Annotated in this window: 18 protein-coding genes; 10 read left to right on the top strand and 8 right to left on the bottom strand. The window is 73.1% G+C overall.

Annotation, left to right across the window (positions count from 1 at the left end; all coding sequences use genetic code 11):
• Positions 1 to 81 precede the first annotated feature (81 nt).
• The 4 genes from ilvD to AB8735_RS21230 all read right to left on the bottom strand — a co-directional run bounded on the left by ilvD (position 82) and on the right by AB8735_RS21230 (position 4,447).
• The gene (gene ilvD, locus AB8735_RS21245) at positions 82 to 1,932 is read right to left on the bottom strand and encodes a dihydroxy-acid dehydratase (protein ID WP_372408796.1); all 1,851 of its coding nucleotides are present in this window, start codon (positions 1,930 to 1,932) and stop codon (positions 82 to 84) included.
• A gap of 126 nt (positions 1,933 to 2,058) precedes the next feature.
• Entirely contained in the window at positions 2,059 to 2,685 is a 627-nt protein-coding gene (locus AB8735_RS21240) for a TetR family transcriptional regulator (RefSeq protein ID WP_372408795.1), read from the bottom strand.
• The gene (locus tag AB8735_RS21235; RefSeq protein WP_344025704.1) at positions 2,682 to 3,494 is read right to left on the bottom strand and encodes a sugar phosphate isomerase/epimerase; all 813 of its coding nucleotides are present in this window, start codon (positions 3,492 to 3,494) and stop codon (positions 2,682 to 2,684) included. The genes AB8735_RS21240 and AB8735_RS21235 overlap by 4 nt, the downstream gene beginning before the upstream one ends.
• Before the next feature lie 35 nt (positions 3,495 to 3,529).
• Positions 3,530 to 4,447: a Ppx/GppA phosphatase family protein gene (locus tag AB8735_RS21230; RefSeq protein WP_344025700.1), complete on the bottom strand. Its 918-nt coding sequence runs from the start codon at positions 4,445 to 4,447 to the stop codon at positions 3,530 to 3,532.
• Between the two features lie 45 nt (positions 4,448 to 4,492).
• On the opposite strand from AB8735_RS21230, the gene AB8735_RS21225 reads away from it, so the two are divergent.
• A complete protein-coding gene (locus tag AB8735_RS21225; RefSeq protein ID WP_372408794.1) occupies positions 4,493 to 5,320 on the top strand; it encodes a hypothetical protein in 828 nt (275 codons plus the stop codon).
• Positions 5,321 to 5,388: 68 nt separating this feature from the next.
• Here the strand turns inward: AB8735_RS21225 and AB8735_RS21220 are convergent, their stop codons facing one another.
• Positions 5,389 to 6,474, bottom strand: a complete 1,086-nt coding sequence (locus tag AB8735_RS21220) for a hypothetical protein (protein WP_372408793.1) — start codon at positions 6,472 to 6,474, stop codon at positions 5,389 to 5,391.
• A gap of 151 nt (positions 6,475 to 6,625) precedes the next feature.
• Here AB8735_RS21220 and radA point away from each other — a divergent pair, with 151 nt between their 5' ends.
• Positions 6,626 to 8,092: a DNA repair protein RadA gene (gene radA, locus AB8735_RS21215; RefSeq protein WP_344018684.1), complete on the top strand. Its 1,467-nt coding sequence runs from the start codon at positions 6,626 to 6,628 to the stop codon at positions 8,090 to 8,092.
• 121 nt (positions 8,093 to 8,213) lie between these two features.
• Positions 8,214 to 9,347, top strand: coding sequence for a DNA integrity scanning diadenylate cyclase DisA (disA, locus tag AB8735_RS21210; RefSeq protein WP_344018686.1), 1,134 nt, complete (start codon positions 8,214 to 8,216; stop codon positions 9,345 to 9,347).
• A gap of 115 nt (positions 9,348 to 9,462) precedes the next feature.
• Here disA and AB8735_RS21205 read toward each other — a convergent pair whose 3' ends face one another.
• Together AB8735_RS21205 and AB8735_RS21200 are read right to left on the bottom strand one after the other, a co-directional pair.
• Positions 9,463 to 10,239, bottom strand: coding sequence for a hypothetical protein (locus tag AB8735_RS21205; protein WP_372408792.1), 777 nt, complete (start codon positions 10,237 to 10,239; stop codon positions 9,463 to 9,465).
• A gap of 192 nt (positions 10,240 to 10,431) precedes the next feature.
• Positions 10,432 to 10,956 (bottom strand): pyridoxamine 5'-phosphate oxidase family protein, encoded by a 525-nt coding sequence (locus tag AB8735_RS21200; protein WP_372408791.1) that lies wholly within the window; start codon positions 10,954 to 10,956, stop codon positions 10,432 to 10,434.
• 558 nt (positions 10,957 to 11,514) lie between these two features.
• Here AB8735_RS21200 and AB8735_RS21195 point away from each other — a divergent pair.
• The 5 genes from AB8735_RS21195 to cseC all read left to right on the top strand — a co-directional run bounded on the left by AB8735_RS21195 (position 11,515) and on the right by cseC (position 15,925).
• Positions 11,515 to 12,432 carry an A/G-specific adenine glycosylase gene (locus AB8735_RS21195; RefSeq protein ID WP_344018692.1) on the top strand — a complete coding sequence of 306 codons (918 nt, stop codon included), beginning with the start codon at positions 11,515 to 11,517 and terminating at the stop codon, positions 12,430 to 12,432.
• 196 nt (positions 12,433 to 12,628) lie between these two features.
• A complete protein-coding gene (locus tag AB8735_RS21190) occupies positions 12,629 to 13,192 on the top strand; it encodes a SigE family RNA polymerase sigma factor (protein WP_199892176.1) in 564 nt (187 codons plus the stop codon).
• Positions 13,180 to 13,875, top strand: a complete 696-nt coding sequence (locus AB8735_RS21185) for a hypothetical protein (RefSeq protein WP_344018698.1) — start codon at positions 13,180 to 13,182, stop codon at positions 13,873 to 13,875. Before AB8735_RS21190 ends, AB8735_RS21185 begins: the two co-directional genes overlap by 13 nt.
• Before the next feature lie 16 nt (positions 13,876 to 13,891).
• Complete coding sequence (gene cseB, locus AB8735_RS21180) at positions 13,892 to 14,596, top strand: two-component system response regulator CseB (protein ID WP_344018701.1); 705 nt, start codon at positions 13,892 to 13,894, stop codon at positions 14,594 to 14,596.
• A gap of 33 nt (positions 14,597 to 14,629) precedes the next feature.
• The gene (gene cseC / locus AB8735_RS21175) at positions 14,630 to 15,925 is read left to right on the top strand and encodes a two-component system sensor histidine kinase CseC (protein ID WP_372408790.1); all 1,296 of its coding nucleotides are present in this window, start codon (positions 14,630 to 14,632) and stop codon (positions 15,923 to 15,925) included.
• 7 nt (positions 15,926 to 15,932) lie between these two features.
• Here cseC and AB8735_RS21170 read toward each other — a convergent pair whose 3' ends face one another.
• Positions 15,933 to 16,625: a M23 family metallopeptidase gene (locus tag AB8735_RS21170; RefSeq protein ID WP_372408789.1), complete on the bottom strand. Its 693-nt coding sequence runs from the start codon at positions 16,623 to 16,625 to the stop codon at positions 15,933 to 15,935.
• Between the two features lie 307 nt (positions 16,626 to 16,932).
• Between AB8735_RS21170 and AB8735_RS21165 the strand changes: the two genes are divergently transcribed.
• Positions 16,933 to 17,277 carry a trypco2 family protein gene (locus AB8735_RS21165; protein WP_344018708.1) on the top strand — a complete coding sequence of 115 codons (345 nt, stop codon included), beginning with the start codon at positions 16,933 to 16,935 and terminating at the stop codon, positions 17,275 to 17,277.
• On the top strand, positions 17,274 to 20,495 hold the full coding sequence (locus AB8735_RS21160) for an NACHT domain-containing protein (protein WP_372408788.1): 3,222 nt from the start codon (positions 17,274 to 17,276) through the stop codon (positions 20,493 to 20,495). Before AB8735_RS21165 ends, AB8735_RS21160 begins: the two co-directional genes overlap by 4 nt.
• Positions 20,496 to 20,497 lie beyond the last annotated feature (2 nt).

Here is a 20,497-nt window from a genome sequence, read left to right as displayed (position 1 = left end):
GCAGCAGCACGCCGCGCGCTCCCCGGAGGGGGCACCCCCGGTCGCTCGCAGGGAAACTTGCGGGGAAGCCCGCGGGGAACCTCACCCCAGCCGGGTCACATCCCGCACCGCTCCCTTGTCCGCGCTCGTCGCCATCGCCGCGTACGCCCGCAGCGCCGCCGAGACCTTGCGGTCCCGGTCCGCGGGGGCGTAGACGCCGTTCAGAGCGGCCCGGCGGGACGTCAACTCCTCCTCCGGAACGAGGAGTTCGATCGAGCGCGCCGGGATGTCGATACGGATCCGGTCCCCGTCCCGCACCAGCGCGATCGTGCCGCCGGACGCCGCCTCCGGCGACGCGTGGCCGATCGAGAGGCCCGAAGTGCCGCCGGAGAAGCGGCCGTCCGTCACCAGGGCGCACGCCTTGCCCAGGCCGCGGCCCTTGAGGAACGAGGTGGGGTAGAGCATCTCCTGCATGCCGGGGCCGCCGCGCGGGCCCTCGTAGCGGATGACGACGACGTCGCCCTCCTCGATCTCCTTCCGGAGGATCTTGTCGACGGCCTCGTCCTGGGACTCGCAGACGACGGCCGGGCCCTCGAAGGTCCAGATCGACTCGTCGACGCCGGCCGTCTTCACGACACAGCCGTCGACGGCGAGGTTGCCCCGGAGGACGGCCAGGCCGCCGTCCTTGGAGTACGCGTGCTCGACGGAGCGGATGCAGCCCCCGGCCGCGTCCACGTCCAGGCTCTCCCAGCGCTCGGACTGCGAGAAGGCGCTCGCCGAGCGCCGGCAGCCGGGCGCGGCGTGGAAGAGCTCGACGGCCTCGGGGGACGGCGAACCACCGCGCACGTCCCAGGACTTGAGCCACTCGGCGAGCGAGGCGGAGTGCACGGTGTGCACGTCCTCGTTGAGGAGGCCGGCGCGGTGGAGCTCGCCGAGGATGGCGGGGATGCCGCCGGCGCGGTGCACGTCCTCCATGTAGTACGTGCCGCCGGGGGCGACGTTGGGGGCGACCTTGGCGAGACAGGGGACGCGGCGCGAGACGGCGTCGACGTCCTTCAGGTCGTAGTCGAGCTCGGCCTCCTGCGCGGCGGCGAGCAGGTGCAGGATCGTGTTGGTGGAGCCGCCCATGGCGATGTCGAGGGCCATGGCGTTCTCGAAGGCCGCGCGGGTGGCGATGGAGCGCGGCAGGACGGAGTCGTCGCCCTGCTCGTAGTGGCGCTTGGTGATCTCGACGACCGTGCGGCCCGCGTTCTCGTAGAGGGCGCGGCGGGCGGTGTGGGTGGCGAGGGTGGAGCCGTTGCCGGGCAGGGAGAGGCCGATGGCCTCGGTCAGGCAGTTCATCGAGTTGGCGGTGAACATGCCGGAGCAGGAGCCGCAGGTGGGGCAGGCGTTCTCCTCGATGCGGAGGACGTCCTCGTCGGAGACGTTCTCGTTCACCGCGTCGACGATCGCGTTGATGAGGTCGAGCTTGCGGACGGTGCCGTCGACGAGGGTGGCCTGACCGGCCTCCATGGGGCCGCCGGAGACGAAGACGGTCGGGATGTTGAGGCGCATCGCGGCCATCAGCATGCCCGGGGTGATCTTGTCGCAGTTGGAGATGCAGATCAGGGCGTCGGCGCAGTGCGCCTCGACCATGTACTCGACGGAGTCGGCGATCAGGTCGCGGGAGGGCAGCGAGTAGAGCATGCCGCCGTGGCCCATGGCGATGCCGTCGTCGACGGCGATGGTGTTGAACTCGCGGGGGACGGCGCCCGCGGCGCGGATGGCGTCGGAGACGATGCGGCCGACCGGCGCGAGGTGGGTGTGGCCCGGCACGAACTCGGTGAAGGAGTTGGCGACGGCCACGATCGGCTTGCCGATGTCCTCGCTCGCTACACCGGAGGCCCGCATGAGGGCGCGGGCGCCCGCCATGTTGCGGCCGTGGGTGACGGTGCGGGACCTCAGCTGGCGCATGTGCTCCACTCCTCGGGATGCCGGGATGCGGTGGTCGGGATGCGGTGGTTCTTCCGAGCCTACGCTCAAGATCCAAGATCCGGACGGGGTTTCCGTCATGCGAGACGACCCCGGCGGATCGGCGGATCAGCCGGTCAGATGCGCCTGCACCGCGGCGGCCGCCCGGGCCACCACGTCCTCGAAGTCCACCGACGCCAGCGGCTCCACCTTGATCACATGGCGGAGCATGGCGACGCCCACCAGCTGGGCCGCCGCCAGCTCGGCGCGCAGCCGGGCGTCGGGAACGCCGAGCCGGCCGGCGACGGGCAGCATCAGCCGCTCGGTGACGAGCTCGCGGAAGACCGCGGCGGCCGCCTCGTTGGCGACGGCCGAGCGGACGATGGCGCGAAGCTGCTCCCGGGTGGCCGGGTCCTCCCAGACGCCGAGGACGAAGCGGGTCAGCCGCTCCCCCACGTCCTGGGGGCCGCCCTCCAGCAGGACGCCCGGGGCGGCCAGCGCGGGGGCGAAGTCCAGCTCGACGGCGGCGGCGAAGACCCGTTCCTTGGGACCGAAGTAGTGGTGGACGAGGGCCGGGTCCACGCCCGCGCCCTTGGCGATGGCGCGGATCGACGCCCCGTCGTAGCCCCGCTCGGCGAACTCGGCCCGGGCGGCGGCCGCGATGCGCTCGCGCGCCCCGGGGCCGTCGCCGGCCTCCGCGCGGGGCGGGCGGCCGCGGCGGCGCGGAGTCGGACTCTGCGGTTCCGACGGGCTCACGGGCGGGCCGCGCCGGTCGGGGAGGCGAGGTGCAGCCGGGTGAAGGCGAGCGCCTCGGCGAGGTCGGCCTCGCGTTCGGCGGCCGACATGGCGCGCCGGGTGTTGACCTCGACGACGACATGGCCGTCGAAGCCGCTGACGGCGAGCTGTTCCAGCAGCTCGGCGCAGGGCTGTTTGCCGCGGCCGGGGACCAGGTGCTCGTCCTTGTTGGAGCCGTTGCCGTCGGCGAGGTGGACGTGGGCGAGGCGGTCGCCCATCCGGGCGACCATGTCGAGGGCCTCGGCGCGGGCGGTGGCGGTGTGCGAGAGGTCGACCGTGAAGTGGCGGTAGTCGTCCTTGGTGACGTCCCAGTCGGGCGCGTAGGCGAGCAGCTCGCGGTCGCGGTAGCGCCAGGGGTACATGTTCTCGACCGCGAAGCGGACATCCGTCTCGTCGGCCATGCGCCAGATCCCGCGGACGAAGTCGCGGGCGTAGGAGCGCTGCCAGCGGAAGGGCGGGTGGACGACGACGGTGCCGGCGCCGAGCTTCTCGGCCGCGGCCCGCGCCCGCTGGAGCTTGACCCAGGGGTCGGTGGACCAGACGCGCTGGGTGATCAGCAAGCAGGGCGCGTGGACGGCCAGGACGGGGATCCGGTGGTAGTCGGAGAGCCGGCGCAGGGCGTCGATGTCCTGGCTGACGGGGTCGGTCCACACCATGACCTCGACCCCGTCGTACCCCAGCCGGGCGGCGATCTCGAAGGCCGTCGCCGTGGACTCGGGGTAGACCGAGGCAGTGGACAGGGCGACCTTCGCGTCCGGGATCCGCACCACTGGCTCTGTCACGAGGGACAGCGTACGACCGCCCCTCACGCGGCGGGCAGGTGGTCCAGCCTCCGCAGGATGACGCCCTCGCGCAGGGCCCAGGGGCAGACCTCGGCCTCGTCCACACCGAACAGGTCCATCGCGGCCTCGGCGACGAGGGCGCCGGCGAGCAGCTGGGGGGCGCGGCCGGCCGACACACCGGGCAGGGCGGCGCGCTGCTGCGGGGTCATGGCGGCGAGCCGGGGGACCCACTCGTTGAGCGCCTTGCGGCTGAGGGTGCGCCGGTCGCGCGGGCCCTCGCCGGCGAAGCGGGCGAGCTGTTTGAAGGTCTTGGAGGTGGCGACCGTGCGGTCGGGGGAGCCGACGCGGGTGAAGCCGCCGACCACCCGGGCGATCTCGGTGCGGATGCGGCGCCGCAGGGCGCGGACGTCCTCCGGGTCGGGCAGCTCGTCCAGCAGCCGGCCCGCGGTCAGCCGGCCGGCGCCGAGCGGGAGGGAGGCGGCGATGTCGGGGTCCTCGTCCATGCCGTAGGCGATCTCCAGGGAGCCGCCGCCGATGTCGAGGACGAGCAGCCGGCCCGCGGACCAGCCGAACCAGCGGCGGACGGCGAGGAAGGTGAGCCGCGCCTCCGCCTCGCCGCTGAGCACCGGCAGGGCGACGCCGGTCTCCTCGCGGATCCGGGCGAGGACGGCGTCCGCGTTGGCCGCCTCGCGGACGGCGGAGGTGGCGAACGGCAGGACCTCCTCGACCCCCTTGTCCTCGGCGGCCTCCAGGGCCTCGCGGATCACCTGGGCCAGGCGCTCGACGCCCTCCGCGCCGATGCCGCCGGAGCCGTCGAGGAGCTCGGCGAGGCGCAGTTCGGCCTTGTGGGAGTGGGCCGGGAGGGGGCGCGCGCCCGGGTGCGCGTCCACCACCAGCAGATGGACCGTATTCGAACCCACGTCGAGGACACCGAGTCTCATGCCGTGCACGCTACTGGGGCCGTTGGGGACACATAGGCTTGAGGTGTGGCAAAGACGAAGAAGGCGAAGTCCTCGAAGCAGCCGGCGGTCCCCGACGAGGTCGAGCTGGACTTCGCGCGCGCCTGGGTCGAGTTCCCCGACCCGGCCGACGACGAGCAGGTCTTCCGCTGCGACCTGACCTGGCTGACGTCCCGGTGGACCTGTGTCTTCGGCAGCGGCTGCCAGGGCATCAAGGCGGGGCGGGCCGACGACGGCTGCTGCACGCTGGGCGCGCACTTCTCGGACGAGGAGGACGAGGAGCGGGTGGCCGGCCATGTGGCCCGGCTGACGCCGGACATCTGGCAGTTCCACGAGGTGGGGACGGACCCGTCCGGCTCCGGGTGGACCCAGCTCGACGAGGACGACGAGCGGCAGACGCGCCGCTGGAAGGGCTCCTGCATCTTCCAGAACCGCCCGGGCTTCGCGGGCGGCGCGGGCTGCGCGCTGCACATCCTGGCGCTGCGGGAGGGCCGCGAGCCGCTGGAGACCAAGCCGGACGTGTGCTGGCAGCTGCCGGTCCGGCGGACGTACGACTGGATCGAGCGGCCCGACGACACCAAGGTGCTCCAGATCTCGATCGGCGAGTACGACCGGCGGGGATGGGGCCCGGGCGGCCACGACCTGCACTGGTGGTGCACGTCGGCGCGGTCGGCGCACGGGGCGGGCAAGGCGGTGTACCAGAGCTACCGGGCGGAGCTGGTGGAGCTGATGGGGCCGCGGGCGTACGCGCGGCTGGTGGAGCTGTGCGAGGAACGGATGGCTTCGCTGCTGCCGATGGCCCCGCATCCGGCGGATCCGGCCGGCCCGGCGGGATGCGGCCCGTCCGGCGCCTGACCGGCCCGTCCCGGGGCGGCGCCCCCGGAGAACGGTGAACCCTCAGGGGGAACCCTCAGGAAGAACCCTCAGGAAACGGTGGAAGGGCGGGGCTGGGGCAGCTTCACCACCGCACCCCCCGGCATCAGCACCACGCGCCCCCAGCCCCAGCCCCGTCCCCTGTCCCCGTCCGCGGACACCGTGATCGTGGTGCTCCGCCCGGCGCGGAGCACCCCGCCCACCCCGCTCAGCCGCAGCCACGGCGCGTCCGCCGTCGCCGACCAGCCGATGTCTCCCCCCACCGCCGTGAGCGTGACGAAGGTGTCCTCGCCGCGCTGCCGGGCGGTGACGGTCAGCCGGCCGGGGGCGAGGACGTCGCCGGTGTCCTCGAAGGGGGCCGAGGCCCCGTCGGGGACGGCCGCCGGAACGCCCCGGCACGCGGCCCAGAGGGCGAGCACCGGCGCGGCGGCCACGGTCGCGACGACGGTGGTCAGCACGGCCCGGTGCCGCAGCCGGCTGCGGCGGCCCGCGCGGTCCCGGGGCGGCCGGGGGAAGCCGTCCCGGTCGTAGCGCGGCCCGCGTCCGCCGGAGGCGCGCCGCACCGCGGCGCGCACGGCCGCGAGGGGCGCCGGGACGAGCGGCGGCACCGCGGCCGACGTGCCGGGCCAGGAGCCCGCCGCGGCCCCCTCCGCGGCCGTGCGGCAGGCGGCGCACTCGTCCACGTGCCGGACGAGCAGCCGCCGCGGCCCGCCCGCGAGGCGCGCGAGCGCCGGGCAGCCGCCCCGCTCCGCGACGGCGAGCGCGGCCCGCGCCCGCTCGACCCCGCAGGCGCCGCTGGAGATCAGCGCGCGGGCGGCACCGGGTTCGAGCCGCAGGACGGCGGCCACCTCCCGGGGCTCGAGCCCGTGCCGTACGGCCAGTTCGAAGGCCTCCGGCCAGGCGTGGTCCGCGGCGGGCCGGGGGCCGCGCCGGTCCAGGCAGGCCCAGCGGGCCAGCGCGTAGAGCCAGGGCCGGAGTTCCGGGCCGGCGGGCGCGCGGTCGGCGCGGCGCTCGGCGTGGGCGAGGGCCGCGCCGAGCGCCGCGGTCGCGGCCCCCGTGTCGCCGAGCGCGGACAGGCAGTAGGTGAAGAGGCCGTCGAGGTGCGGTGCCCAGGGGACGTGGCTGCTCGTCGTCATCCCGGCGACCGTAGGCCGACGACACGGACCCATTCGCGCCACTCACCCGCTTTTACCCCGTACGGGGGATGTGACCCGTCGCGACGGCCGGGCTCCGGCTGTCGGTGGCTCCGGGCTCCGGCTGTCAGTGGCTACCGCTACGGTGACCCGCATGGCTGCTGCCCGTACCTCCCGCTCGTCCAAGGACCGGCCCTCCTACCGCTGCACGGAGTGCGGCTGGACCACCGCCAAGTGGCTCGGCCGCTGCCCCGAGTGCCAGGCGTGGGGCACGGTCGAGGAGTACGGCACGCCCGCCGTGCGCACCACCGCGGCGGGGCGGGTGACGTCGGCTGCCGTGCCCATCGGCCAGGTGGACGGCCGGCAGGCCACGGCGCGCGGCACGGGCGTCCCGGAGCTGGACCGGGTGCTGGGCGGCGGCCTGGTGCCCGGCGCGGTGGTGCTGCTGGCCGGCGAGCCGGGCGTCGGCAAGTCCACGCTGCTGCTGGACGTCGCGGCGAAGTCCGCCTCCGCCGAGCACCGCACGCTGTATGTGACGGGCGAGGAGTCCGCGAGCCAGGTCCGGCTGCGGGCCGACCGCATCGGCGCGCTCTCGGAGCACCTCTACCTCGCGGCCGAGACGGACCTGTCGGCGGTTCTCGGCCACCTCGACGCGGTCAAGCCGTCCCTGCTGATCATGGACTCGGTGCAGACGGTCGCCTCCCCGGAGATCGACGGCGCCCCCGGCGGCATGGCCCAGGTGCGCGAGGTGGCGGGCGCCCTGATCCGCGCCTCCAAGGAGCGCGGGATGTCGACGCTGCTCGTCGGCCATGTCACCAAGGACGGCGCGATCGCCGGCCCCCGGCTGCTGGAGCACCTGGTGGACGTCGTGCTGCACTTCGAGGGCGACCGGCACGCCCGCCTGCGCCTGGTCCGCGGCGTGAAGAACCGCTACGGGGCGACGGACGAGGTCGGCTGCTTCGAGCTGCACGACGAGGGCATCACCGGTCTGGCCGACCCGAGCGGCCTCTTCCTGACCCGCCGCGCCGAGCCCGTCCCGGGCACCTGCCTGACGGTCACGCTGGAGGGCCGCCGCCCCCTGGTGGCGGAGGTCCAGGCGCTGACGGTGGACTCGCAGATCCCCTCTCCCCGGCGCACCACCTCGGGCCTGGAGACCTCCCGGGTCTCGATGATGCTGGCGGTGCTGGAGCAGCGCGGCCGCATCAGTGCCCTGGGCAAGCGCGACATCTACAGCGCCACGGTCGGCGGGGTGAAGCTCTCCGAGCCCGCCGCCGATCTGGCCGTCGCCCTGGCGCTGGCCAGCGCCGCGAGCGACACCCCGCTGCCGAAGAACCTGGTGGCCATCGGCGAGGTCGGCCTGGCGGGCGAGGTCCGCCGGGTCACGGGCGTCCAGCGCCGGCTGGCCGAGGCGGCCCGCCTGGGCTTCACCCACGCCCTGGTGCCGTCCGACCCGGGCAAGGTGCCCCCGGGAATGCGGGTGCTGGAGGTGGCCGACATGGCGGATGCGCTGCGCGTACTGCCCCGGAGCAGACGGGGCGGAGGGGGCGGGGGCGGCCGTGCGGAGGAGCAGGACGGGGCCCGGCCGGAGGACGCCCCCCGCCAAGCGGCTCGGCGCCAGTAGACTTTCCCCTGGTCCCGCCTCCCGGCACGCGCCGGGGGTGCCCCCAGCACGCGACCGGGTGCGCGAGCGCGCGGGGTGGGCGGTTCGCGGCCACCGTTGACCATGCGACCGGAGGAGTGCAGTGGCAGCCAATGACCGGGCCTCGGGCCCCGGCAGGGCCGGGGGCGGCTCCGGTGGCTCCCATGCCGACGCCCTGATGCGCGCCTCGCTGAGCGCCGTCGCGCCCGGCACGGCCCTGCGCGACGGCCTTGAGCGCGTACTTCGCGGCAACACCGGCGGACTCATCGTCCTCGGCATGGACAAGACCGTCGATTCGATGTGCACCGGCGGTTTCGTCCTCGACGTCGAGTTCTCCGCGACCAGGCTCCGCGAGCTGTGCAAGCTCGACGGCGCGCTGATCCTCGACAAGGACATCACCAAGATCGTCCGGGCGGGCGTCCAGCTCGTCCCCGACGCCTCGATCCCCACCGAGGAGACCGGCACGCGGCACCGCACCGCGCAGCGGGTCTCGATCCAGTGCGGCTTCCCCGTCGTCTCCGTGAGCCAGTCGATGCGGCTGATCGCGCTGTACGTGGGCGGGGAGCGGCGGGTGCTGGAGGAGTCCGGCGCGATCCTCTCCCGCGCCAACCAGGCCCTGGCCACCCTGGAGCGCTACAAGCTGCGGCTGGACGAGGTCGCGGGCACGCTCTCCGCCCTGGAGATCGAGGACCTGGTCACCGTCCGGGACGTCACGGCGGTCTCGCAGCGCCTGGAGATGGTCCGCCGCATCGCCACGGAGATCGCGGAGTACGTGGTCGAGCTGGGCACCGACGGCCGTCTCCTCTCGCTCCAGCTGGACGAGTTGATCGCCGGCGTGGAGCCGGAGCGCGACCTTGTCGTGCGGGACTATGTGCCCGAGCCGACCGCCAAGCGCACCCGCACGGTCGCCGAGGCGCTCTCCGAGCTGGACTCGCTCACCCACAGCGAGCTGCTCGAACTGCCCATCGTGGCCCGGGCGCTGGGCTACAGCGGCTCCCCGGAGACGCTGGACTCGGCGGTCTCCCCGCGCGGTTACCGACTGCTGGCCAAGGTGCCGAGGCTGCCCGGAGCGATCATCGAGCGGCTGGTGGACCACTTCGGCGGCCTCCAGAAGCTGCTCGCCGCGAGCGTGGACGACCTCCAGACCGTGGACGGCGTCGGCGAGGCCCGCGCCCGCTCGGTCCGCGAGGGCCTCTCGCGGCTGGCGGAGTCGTCCATCCTGGAGCGGTACGTGTAGTCACGCGCCAGGCGTAGAAAACATACGGAGAGGGGCCCCACGCGGTGGGGCCCCTCTCCGTATGTTTCCTGATGCTTCTTCCGCCCGGTCCTCCGCCCGGCCCTCCGGCCGACGCTCAGCCCTTGTCCAGGACGAACTCCGCCCGGCCGGCGACACCCGCGATCTTCACCTCGGCCCGGTACGCGCCGGCCTGCGCCGGGGCGCCCGCGCTCGCGGTGGCGCACTGCGGGGCGCTGCGGGCGCGGTCCCACTCCAGGGTGCGCTTGGTCTCGCCGGAGGCCGGCACCTCGACGAGGACGTCGCCGCGGCCGCGCGGGCAGTCGTCGGACGCCCACACGTGCTGCCCGCCGGAAGGATCGGTGATCTTCAGAACGGCGCCTGGCGAACCGAGGTTGACCTTGCAGGCGCTGCCGCCGGAGTTCCTGACGACGATCTCGAACTTGGGCCGCTCGCCCGGCTTGTAGGCGGACTTGACGCTGCGCACCGCCACATGGACCGCGCCTGACGTGCAGTCAGGGACCTTGGTGTCATGGGCCAGGACGGTGCCCGCCCCCGCACCCAGCGCGCCCGCGGCCGGCCCTGCGCCGGAACCGCCTCCCGAGCCCCCTGAGCCGCCGCCGGTACCACCCGTACCGCCGCCCACGCTCCCGAGGCCACCGACGCTCCCCTGCCCGGAGCCGCCGGAATCACCGGCGCTCCCGCCGCCGGTGCCCGACTCGTCCCGGCCGCCCGGCCGTTGGGTGTAGTGCGGCCCTGAGGGCGTCGGACCTGGCGTGATGGCGGCACCCCCCGAGTCCCCGCTCCGAGGGCCGCCGCTCTTGGCGTCGGACGACGTGTCCTCACCGCCGAGAGTGAGCAGCCACACCACCAGCACGAGGGCGATGCCGAGCACGGCAAGCGCAACTCCCCTCCGTCGCCAGTAGATGGACGAGGGAAGCGGCCCGATCGGATTGCGCAGTGATCCCACGCGAAAACTCTACGAGAGATCCCGCCGGGCTCCACCCCGTACCCGCCGTATGAGTGCCTACTTTTCTCATCATCTGCCCGGCGACGGCGGCCCCCATGCCGTTTGGCCCCGCAAATTTCACTGCCCTTCAGACGCGTTGGCGACGGGCGGCGCGGACGCGTTCCACTCGCTCTTGTGCCCGAACCCCCGCCCGTTGTCCACGAGTCGGAGCCAACGCGGGCTCAGCTCCCACAGATCGGCGCGCTCCATCGCCTGCCGCAGCCGCTCCGATCCCTCGACGTACGGGAAGCGGGAGCGGTACGCGTCCCAGGCCGCGGCGCGCTCCGCCCCGTCGAGCCGACGGCAGGTGCCCCGGCCCTGGATGCCGGTGAGCGCGGTCCATTCCTGGCCGTCGCGCTGGGCGGTGAAGGCGACGGGCACGTCACCGGCGAGCAGGGCCCGCCCGTGGCGGGTGGTCGGGGAGGTGACAAACACCAGCGAGAGTCCGCCGGTTGTCCCGTCGCCGCCCGTGGTCGCGACCGCGTAGAACACCGCGCAGGCCTGCGGGCCGTCGGCGTCGGTATAGGCGAGGGTGACCGTGCTGTGCGCGTCGAGTGCGGCGCGGATCTCTTCGGGCGGCCGGTTGTCGGTGGTCCCGTTCATGTCCCCATTCCACCTCTGGTGGGCGGGTGATGCGTCGGCGGGGGCGGAAATCGAGCCCGTCCGGCGCTTGAGGACAACCGCGCGGAGCGCGGTTTCAGGGGTCCAGGGGGCGAAGCCCCCGGTCAACGCGGCGAAGCTGCGTTACGGGTCCGGGTCTCCCCGGGGAAACGGCGAAAGGGCGGGCCAGGGGCAAAACCACCCCCCACTCACGACCGATGGCACACAAACCGCCGATCCCCACTGCCCCCCGTCTCCACGATCGCGCTCGCACACCCCTCCGGACACACCGGCGCCGCGGCCGCCGTATTGCGGTACCGCTCGGGCGGATGTTTGCAGGACGAGCAGTACCAGCCCGGCGCCAGCCCGGGGACGGGGGTCATGTCCCACCACAGCGGGTGTGCGCAGGCCCGGCAGCGGACCAGGGGCGGGGTTTCACGGCGGCCTTCCACCCGCTCATGGTCGCGACGGAGGCCCCGCGGAAGGACGGCATCCGCCCCGCTTCACCCGTACGGGACGGCCCCCGCGAGCCCCCCGCGCCCCCGTAGGATCGGCCGTGCCATGACTACGACGCCCGCCCCGTCCCCGACGGCCCGCGCCCACACCGCCCGCGCCCTCCACACGCCCGTCATCGCCTGGTTCGACGCGAACGCCCGCGACCTCCCCTGGCGGCACGCGGAGGCGGGTCCGTGGGGCGTGATGGTCAGCGAGTTCATGCTCCAGCAGACGCCGGTCGGCCGGGTCCTGCCGGTGTACGAGCAGTGGCTGGCCCGCTGGCCGCGCCCGGCCGACCTGGCCGCCGAGCCGCCGGGCGAGGCCGTCCGCGCCTGGGGCCGGCTCGGCTACCCGCGCCGCGCCCTGCGGCTGCACGCCGCCGCGACGGCGATCACCGAGCGGCACGGTGGCGAGGTCCCCACGGACCACGCCGAGCTGCTGGCCCTGCCGGGCGTGGGCGAGTACACGGCGGCGGCCGTCGCGTCGTTCGCGTACGGGCAGCGCCACGCCGTCCTGGACACCAACGTCCGCCGGGTCCTGGCCCGCGCCGTCACCGGCGTCCAGTACCCGCCGAACGCCACCACCGCGGCCGAGCGCCGGCTGGCCCGTGAGCTGCTGCCCGGCGAGGAGGCGGTGGCCGCCCGCTGGGCGGCGGCGACCATGGAGCTGGGCGCGCTGGTCTGCACGGCCCGCGCGCCGGAGTGCGGGCGCTGCCCGATCGCCGCGCGGTGCGCCTGGCGGGCGGCCGGCTCACCGGCCCACGACGGCCCGCCGCGCCGCGGCCAGACGTACGCGGGCACGGACCGGCAGGTCCGCGGCAAGCTGCTGGCCGTGCTGCGCGAGGCGCACGGCCCGGTGCCGCAGGCGGCGCTGGACGCCGTGTGGGACGAGCCCGTGCAGCGCGCCCGGGCGCTGGACGGACTGGTGGCGGACGGCCTCGTGGAGCCCCTGGAGGGCGGCTCCTACCGGCTCCCGCTCACCTAGAAGGCACCCGCCGAACCGGACAGAGCCGCTCTTTCTCCCCTGCTGTTACACAACCTATGGATAGCTGTGTTCCAGCCGCAGGGCTGCTGCACATCGCGCCGCAACAGCTCCTCCGTAGCGTCCTCTCCGTGCTGGACGACCGAGACCGGCACGGGACAGCAGGCACGGGGACGCAAGCGGAATGGAGGCTGCGAGTATGGCCAGCAGCGGCAAGGTTCTGGACGGCAATGTTCTGGACTTCGAAGAGTACGTGCGCAACCGCCAGGACGCCCTCCTGCGCAGCGCCCGCCGTCTCGTCCCGGACCCCATCGACGCCCAGGACCTGCTCCAGACCGCTCTGGTCCGCACCTACGGCCGGTGGGACGGCATAGCCGACAAGTCGCTTGCCGACGCCTACCTCCGCCGTGTCATGATCAACACTCGTACGGAGTGGTGGCGCGCCCGCAAGCTCGACGAGGTGCCCACCGAGCAGCTCCCCGACGCCAGCGTCGAGGACGGCACGGAGCAGCACGCCGACCGCGCGCTGCTGATGGACATCCTCGGGGTCCTGGCGCCCAAGCAGCGCAGCGTCGTGGTGCTGCGACACTGGGAGCAGATGAGCACCGAGGAGACGGCGGAGGCGCTCGGCATGTCGACCGGAACGGTCAAGAGCACCCTGCACCGGGCGCTGGCCAGGCTCCGCCAGGAGCTGGAGAGCCGTGACCTGGACTTCCACGCGCTCGAGCGCAACGAGCGGGGGCAGGAACGGTGCGCGGCCTGACCGAGGCGTTCGCCGCACGACGGGCCGGGCGGGCGCAGCGCCCCGCGGGCCCGGTACGACCGGCGTTGATCACGGGTGGTGTGGCCGCGGCGACCGCCGCGACCGCGGGCCTGCTGCTCGCCGGATGCAGCACCAGCACGGAGGGGGTCCGCAAGGAGGGCCCCGCGCAGACCCAGTCGACCGCCAAGGCCGTGGGCGGCGCCAAGCAGCCGGAGTCCGCGCCGTCCCCGACCCGCACGAAGATCGACGCCGCCGCGCTGATCAAGGCGGATCCGAAGATCGGCGACGCGGTGAAGAAGAACTTCAAGCCCTGCGTGAAGGACCAGTACCCGGTCGACGTCATATACGGCCAGCTCACCGGCGGCTCCCGGGACGACGTCGTGGTGAACATCCTGACGTGCGGGGACGCCATCGGCATCGGCTCGTATGTGTACCGTGCCAAGGGCGACTCGTACGAGAATGTGTTCTCGTCCGAGGCCTCGCCCGTCTACGCCGACATAGACCGCGGTGATCTCCAGGTCACGACGCAGATCTACGGCTCCGGCGACCCGGTCGCCGACCCGTCGGGCGAGGACGTGGTGACGTACCACTGGACGGACGGAAAGTTCCGGGAGACCGGGCGGACCCACACCGACTTCAGCAAGGTCGGCGGCACGACCACCAAGAGCGAGAACTCGGGTTAGGAGGGCTGAGAGCAGCGTGGCCGATACGCATGTGCTCTTCGTCGAGGACGACGATGTGATCCGCGAAGCGACGCAGCTCGCCCTCGAACGCGACGGCTTCGTCGTCACCGCGGTCCCGGACGGTCTGCTGGGGCTGGAGCGGTTCAGGGCCCAGCGGCCCGACATCGCGCTGCTGGACGTGATGGTCCCCGGCCTGGACGGCGTCAGCCTGTGCCGGCGCATCCGCGACGAGTCCACCGTCCCCGTGATCATGCTGTCCGCGCGCGCGGACAGCATCGACGTCGTGCTCGGCCTGGAGGCCGGCGCCGACGACTACGTCACCAAGCCCTTCGACGGCGCCGTGCTCGTCGCCCGCATCCGGGCCGTGCTGCGCCGCTTCGGCCACGCCGGCGGCGCGGCGGCCGGCGGGGACGCCCCCGAGGCCCTGGAGGCCGGCGGCCTGCTGCGCTTCGGCGACCTGGAGGTCGACACGGAGGGCATGGAGGTCCGCAAGAACGGCGAGCATGTGGCCCTGACCCCCACCGAGATGCGGCTGCTGCTGGAGTTCTCGGCGGCCCCCGGCACGGTGCTCTCCCGGGACCGGCTGCTGGAGCGCGTCTGGGACTACGGCTGGGGCGGCGACACCCGCGTCGTCGACGTGCACGTCCAGCGGCTGCGCGGCAAGATCGGCCAGGACCGGATCGAGACGGTCCGCGGCTTCGGCTACAAACTCAGAGGCTGAGCCTCCCGTGACGTCCCCCCACACCCTCCGGTCATGGTGAAGATCGCCCTCCGCAGCGGACTGCGCTGGAAGGTCAGCCTCGCCATCGCGGGCGTCGGCGCGCTGGTCGCGGTCGCGCTGAGCCTCGTCGTGCACAACGCCGCCCGCGCCTCGATGATCAACAGCAGCCGGGACACGATGGACCAGCGCGTCCAGCTGGCCCAGCGCTACTACGAGTCCAACGGCCGCACCGTGCTGCACGCCAAGGTGGACGACCCGGCGCTGCCCAAGCAGCTGCGGGAGGCCGCGGCGATCGGGCAGCGCGCCACCTATGTCCAGGACAGCGGCCGCACCCCCCAGGTCTGGGCCTCGGTCCCGCTGCGCAACGGCAAGATCCTCTCGATCCACCAGCCGTTCCAGGACCGGCTGAAGATCCTCGACGATCTGGACAAGGCGCTGATCATCGGCTCGATCTCGGTGGTCCTGGGCGGCTGCGCGCTGGGCGTCCTCATCGGCGGCCAGCTCTCCAGCCGGCTCCGCAAGGCCTCCGCGGCCGCCCGCAGGGTCGCCGACGGCGACCGGGGCGTACGGGTCCGCGAGGCCATCGGCGGCCGGGTGCGGGACGAGACGGACGACCTGGCGCGGGCCGTGGACGGCATGGCCCAGGCCCTCCAGGACCGGCTGGAGGCCGAGCGGCGGGTCACCGCGGACATCGCGCACGAGCTGCGCACCCCCGTCACCGGCCTGCTCACGGCCGCCGAACTGCTGCCCCCGGGCCGCCCGACGGAGCTCGTCCGCGACCGCGCCCAGGCCATGCGGACCCTGGTCGAGGACGTGCTGGAGGTGGCCAGGCTGGACGGCTTCGCCGAGCGGGCCGAGATGCAGGAGATCGAACTGGGCGACTTCGTCCGCCGCCGGGTGCGGGCGTTCTCCCCGGACGCCCGGGTCACCGTGGCCCGCAGCGCCTATGTCTCCACCGACCCGCGCCGGCTGGAGCGCATCCTCGGCAATCTGCTGGCCAACGCGGCCAAGCACGGCCGCGGACCCATCGACGTCACCGTCGAGGGACGCGTGCTGCGCGTCCGCGACCACGGCCCCGGCTTCCCGGAGGACCTGCTGCGCGAGGGCCCGAGCCGGTTCCGCACCGGCAGCGAGGACCGCGCGGGCAAGGGCCACGGCCTGGGCCTGACGATCGCGTCCGGCCAGGCCCGGGTGCTCGGCGCCCGCCTCAGCTTCCGCAACGCGGATCCCGAGGCGGAGGGCGGCGGCGGGGCGATCGCCGTGCTCTGGCTGCCGGAGTCGTCCCCGACGAGCACGGGCACGTTCCCGATCATCCGGGTCCCGGACTGACCGCTTCCTACAGCTGGTCGCCGCGGGCGCCCAGGAAGCCGACCGGCTCGACCGACGTGCCGTAGTCCGGCGTCGTACGGATCTCGAAGTGCAGGTGCGGACCGGACGAGTTGCCGGTGGAGCCCGACAGCCCGATCTGCTGGCCGGCGGTCACGCTCTGGCCGACCTGCACGGCGACGGACGACAGGTGCGCGTACTGCGAGTACGTGTTGTCGTCGTGCTTGATGACGATGGCGTTGCCGTACGCGGCGCCGTCGCCGCCGCCGTTCGGGCCCGCCTTGACGACGACGCCCTTGTGGACGGCCTTCACCGGGGTGCCGGTGGGCACGACCAGGTCCTGGCCGCTGTGCTTGTTGGCCCACATGTTGCCGGAGGCGCCGAAGGGCTGGCCGATGACATAGCCGTCGACGGGCTTCACCCAGGCATCGGCGAGGTTCGTCCGGGCCTGCGAACGGCTGGCCCGCGCGGCCTCGGCGTCCTTCGCCGCCTTGCCCTCCTTCTCCGCGGCCTGCTTCTGCGTCTCGGCCTGCGCCACGAGCGCGGCGCCGGACCCGTCCGACAGCGCGGTCATCCCGGCGAGGCCGCTCGGCGCGGCCTCCTCGGCCAGCGCCACGCCCGCGCCCAGTGCCAGCGACGCACCCAGGCCGACGGCCAGAGCGGTGGCGTTGCGGCGGGTACGGAAAGCGGTGCGCTTCGACATAGAGAAAAACCTCCAGGCAGGGAAAGATCCCGACCGCGGGCCGGGATCGCCCTACCTTGATAGCGGCCTTTCCGGGCAGACCCAAACGCCCTTTCTACGACCTTTCCTAGTAAATGCGGGAGCAGGAATTCCCCGCCCGCCCAGCGCTTCTCGGGACGAAATTCCTGCTAATGCGCTTAGTACGTCCGCCCGCCCCTGTGCGGCTTGTCACCGGCGACGGGACCTCCTGCCTGCCCGGTTCGGGACCAAAGTCCCGGCCCCGCGGGTACGCTCCGGGTCAGCGCACGCACACCCACTGTGAGGGCTGATGGCAGACGAATCATTCTTCGAGGGAATCGAGCTGGCCGAGGCCGTCGAGGCCATCCGCACCGGCCTGACCGGCGCGGCGACCGCGGGCGAGGGCCAGGACCTGGGCTTCGACGTCGGCGAGATCACGATGGAGTTCGGCATCGAGATGCGCAAGGACCTCCACGGCTCGGGCCGCGTCCGCGCCTGGGTCGTCGAGGCCGGCGCGGACGCCTCCCGCGGCTCGTCCCGCACCCACAAGGTGACCTTCACCCTGACCCCGAAGGACATGCGGACGGGCGGGAGCTGGAAGGTGGGGAACCAGCGGGCGGGCGGGATCTCCCACTTCGGTCCGGACACGGAGTGACCGCCGCGGAGCGGGTCGTGGCGGTCCTCGGCGCCCGGCAGGGCAGCGGTGTGCTGCTGACGCCGAAGCTGGTCCTGACCAGCGCGCATTTATTGGGCGATATCACCTACGCGATAGCGCCCGGCAACACGGAACCGACCTCCTGCGACGTCCTCTGGCACGGCACGGACGCGTGCGACGCGGCCCTCGTACGGGCGCGACGGCCGCTCGTCGCCGAGGACGAACCGGCGCCCCTCCGCTGGGGCGTCCTCGCCACTCGGGAGCCCATAACGGGCTGCCAGGTGCTGGGCTTCCCCGATGTGGCCCGGCGCACAGGCGAGTTGGACATCGCACAGGTGCCGGGAACCCTCGTACCCAGCGCCGCGCGACTGCGCGGACGGTACGTCCTGCGCACCGACCACCATCCGCCGACCCCGCTCACCAACGGCGAATCGCCCTGGGCAGGGCTGTCCGGCGGCCCCGTGTTCGCGGGGCCGTTGCTCGTCGGGATCGTGGCCGAGGACGCGCGGGGCTGGCAGCACTCGGCGATCGAGGCGGTGCCGCTGTTCCGGATACTCGGCGCACCGGGCATGACGGCCGCCCTGGAGAAGAACTGGCCCGACGCGCCGGCAGCCGTGACGCTCCACTCCCCGCACGTCGGCGACTTCGCCCACGAGGAGCGCTACGCCAAGGCGATCAAGGCCCGCTACAGCCAACTGGAAGTCTTCGGCCTCGACGACCTCGGAGAACACGAGAAGCGCTGGGACCTCGACACGGCGTACCTCAGCCTGGAGGGCGAATCCGCCCGCGAACGCACGGGCCCGCAGCGGGTGGAGGACCTCCTGTCCACCCGCCCCCGCGCGGTGCTGCGCGGCGAGGCGGGCGCCGGCAAGACCACCCTCGTATGGTGGCTCGCCTCGCACGCCGCGTGCCAGTCCCTCCCCGAGAAGCTGGCAGCCCTGAACGGCCTGGTCCCCTTCGTCGTCCCCATGCGCCGCCTGGCCGCACAGGGCATCACCAGCCCGTCCCCGTCCCAACTGCCCACCCTCGCGGGGCTGCTGGAGGACGACCCACCGGACGGCTGGGCGGGCCGCGTACTGGACGCGGGTCGGGCGCTCCTGCTCGTCGACGGCCTGGACGAACTCCCGCGCGCCGACCGCGCCCCCGCCCGCGCCTGGCTGGACGAACTCCTGCGCCGCTATCCGAAGACCCGCTGCCTGGTCACCGTCCGCCCCCGCGCGGTCGAGGACGACTGGCTCGACTGGCAGGGCTTCGAGGAGCTGCGTCTGCTGCCGATGAGCGACGACGACATCCAGGCATTCGTGAAGGCGTGGCACGACGCGGCGCGGCTGCGCTACGCGGACGTCGACAACCTGGAGCAGGAGCTCACCCAAGAGTTCCGCCGCAACGGGACGCTGCGCGACCTGGCGCGTACACCGCTGCTGTGCGCCGTGATCTGCGCCCTCCACCGCCGCCGCAGCGGTCTCCTCCCCCACACACGCTGGTCTCTCTACAGGGCGGCCCTCGCCATGCTGCTGGGCCAGCGCGACGCACACCGCCGCGTCGGCGCCCCCGAAGGCATAGACATCGAGGCCGAGGACGGGCAGCAGCTGCTCCAGCGCATCGCGATCTGGCTCGTCCGCAACGACCAGACGGAATTGACCCGCAAACAGGCGACCCGCCAGCTGGAATTGGCGATGCACGGCCTGCGCCGTGTCCGGCGATATACAGCTGGCGCCCTCATGGACCATTTACTGAACCGCAGCGGCCTGCTCCAGGAACGTGCAACGGATTCCATTCAGTTCATCCACCGCACATTCCAGGACTACCTCGCCGCAAAGGAGTTCCAGGATTCCGACAGCCTGCACGAACTGCTCGCGCACGCGCCGGAGGAACAGTGGCGGGACGTCATCCGCCTGGTCATCGGCCACTGCAACCGGGGAGGGGTGCGCCACGTCGTCAAGGAACTCATCACCCTCGGCGACGCGGCGGGGAACAGGGGAACCAGCTGGGCGCTGCGCACTCTGGCGGCGGAGTGCGCGGCGAGCGCGGCGGCATTGGACGACGACGTGCACGACACGGCGTGGGAGCGGCTCGGGGAACTCGGGGCGCCGCTGCGCAAGAGAGAAGTCGACCAGTTGTCCTCACTGGGCCCGGACGTCCTCCGCGTCGTGCCCGAACCCGACAGTTTGGACGACGAGGCGGCGAGAGGCTACGTACGCGTCCTCCGCACCCTTGGAGAGGCGGCGATTCCGCATCTGCGGCGGTATGGACAGCTCTCCGCAAAATGGGTCCGCATGGAGATCGCAGCGGCGTGGGCGACCATGTCCTCATCGCGCTTCGCTGAGGAAGTCCTCGCCCAGATGCGGCTCGACGACATCTGGGTCTCGTTTTCCCGGCCGGAAGACCTCGAACGCCTTCCGAGCCTAGGCCCGGTCGGCCGGGTGCAGTTCTTCGGCGACTACGGCGTGGCGGAGCTCTGCACGGCTCTGAAGGGCCGATCGGTCAGGGGACTCGCCCTTTCCGGCAACAGCCACCTGACGGACCTTAAATTCCTGCATGCCTACCACCAAGGCCTGGACGCTCTGACCCTCGCGTCCTGCTCCGCTCTCAGCGACATATCCGCGCTGTCCGGCCTCAACTTGACGCAAGTGGAACTACTCGCGCACCGGCTGCCTCACACAGCGCTGCGCGTCCTTTCGGATCTCCGCAACCTCCACTATCTGGGGCTGGCGCCCCATGAGGAGTTGGGGGTGGAGGCACAGCTCCCCGGTCCGCTTCCCCAGGTGTCAGTGTTGGTGATCAGCGGTACCGGCCGTTTCCGGCTTCACGGCATCGGCTCCTGGACAGGTCTGGTGTCCCTGAACGTCCAATCCACCTTGGCCGACCCCGAGCCGCTCGGCGAACTGCGCCGACTGCCCCGGCTCACTCACCTGAGCCTGCGCGAGGACGCCTATGACGACCTCACCGATGCCGAGCCGCTGCCGGGCATCACAACGGCCAGCCTGACGTTCCACCGGCCCGAGTTGGCGATGCCGGTCCATCGTCTCTTCCCCGGCCTACGGGAGCTCTACGTCCTCGACCGGACGCCGCAGAGCGCAGGCGGGCTGGACCTCCGCGCCCTGCACGAAGTCCCCGGCCTCCGGGTGACGGTCGAGAGGGTCGGCACCCACCCCGTCGTCATGGACGCCGACCGCTTCGGCGACCGCCTGACCACGACGGTCGTGGCCCCCGAATAGGC

The organism is Streptomyces luteireticuli (assembly GCF_041519305.1).
Classification (GTDB): Bacteria; Actinomycetota; Actinomycetes; order Streptomycetales; family Streptomycetaceae; genus Streptomyces; species Streptomyces luteireticuli.
Note: the sequence above shows the minus strand (reverse complement) of the source record. Positions and strands in the feature narration are given on the sequence as shown.

Excerpts from the sequence above, each read along its gene's own strand:
- ilvD (WP_372408796.1), bottom strand. The coding sequence starts at position 1,932 with ATGCGCCAGCTGAGGTCCCGCACCGTCACCCACGGCCGCAACATGGCG.
- AB8735_RS21230 (WP_344025700.1), bottom strand. The coding sequence starts at position 4,447 with ATGAGACTCGGTGTCCTCGACGTGGGTTCGAATACGGTCCATCTGCTG.
- AB8735_RS21220 (WP_372408793.1), bottom strand. The coding sequence starts at position 6,474 with ATGACGACGAGCAGCCACGTCCCCTGGGCACCGCACCTCGACGGCCTC.
- radA (WP_344018684.1), top strand. The coding sequence starts at position 6,626 with ATGGCTGCTGCCCGTACCTCCCGCTCGTCCAAGGACCGGCCCTCCTAC.
- AB8735_RS21200 (WP_372408791.1), bottom strand. The coding sequence starts at position 10,956 with ATGAACGGGACCACCGACAACCGGCCGCCCGAAGAGATCCGCGCCGCA.
- AB8735_RS21195 (WP_344018692.1), top strand. The coding sequence starts at position 11,515 with ATGACTACGACGCCCGCCCCGTCCCCGACGGCCCGCGCCCACACCGCC.
- AB8735_RS21190 (WP_199892176.1), top strand. The coding sequence starts at position 12,629 with ATGGCCAGCAGCGGCAAGGTTCTGGACGGCAATGTTCTGGACTTCGAA.
- cseC (WP_372408790.1), top strand. The coding sequence starts at position 14,630 with ATGGTGAAGATCGCCCTCCGCAGCGGACTGCGCTGGAAGGTCAGCCTC.
- AB8735_RS21170 (WP_372408789.1), bottom strand. The coding sequence starts at position 16,625 with ATGTCGAAGCGCACCGCTTTCCGTACCCGCCGCAACGCCACCGCTCTG.
- AB8735_RS21165 (WP_344018708.1), top strand. The coding sequence starts at position 16,933 with ATGGCAGACGAATCATTCTTCGAGGGAATCGAGCTGGCCGAGGCCGTC.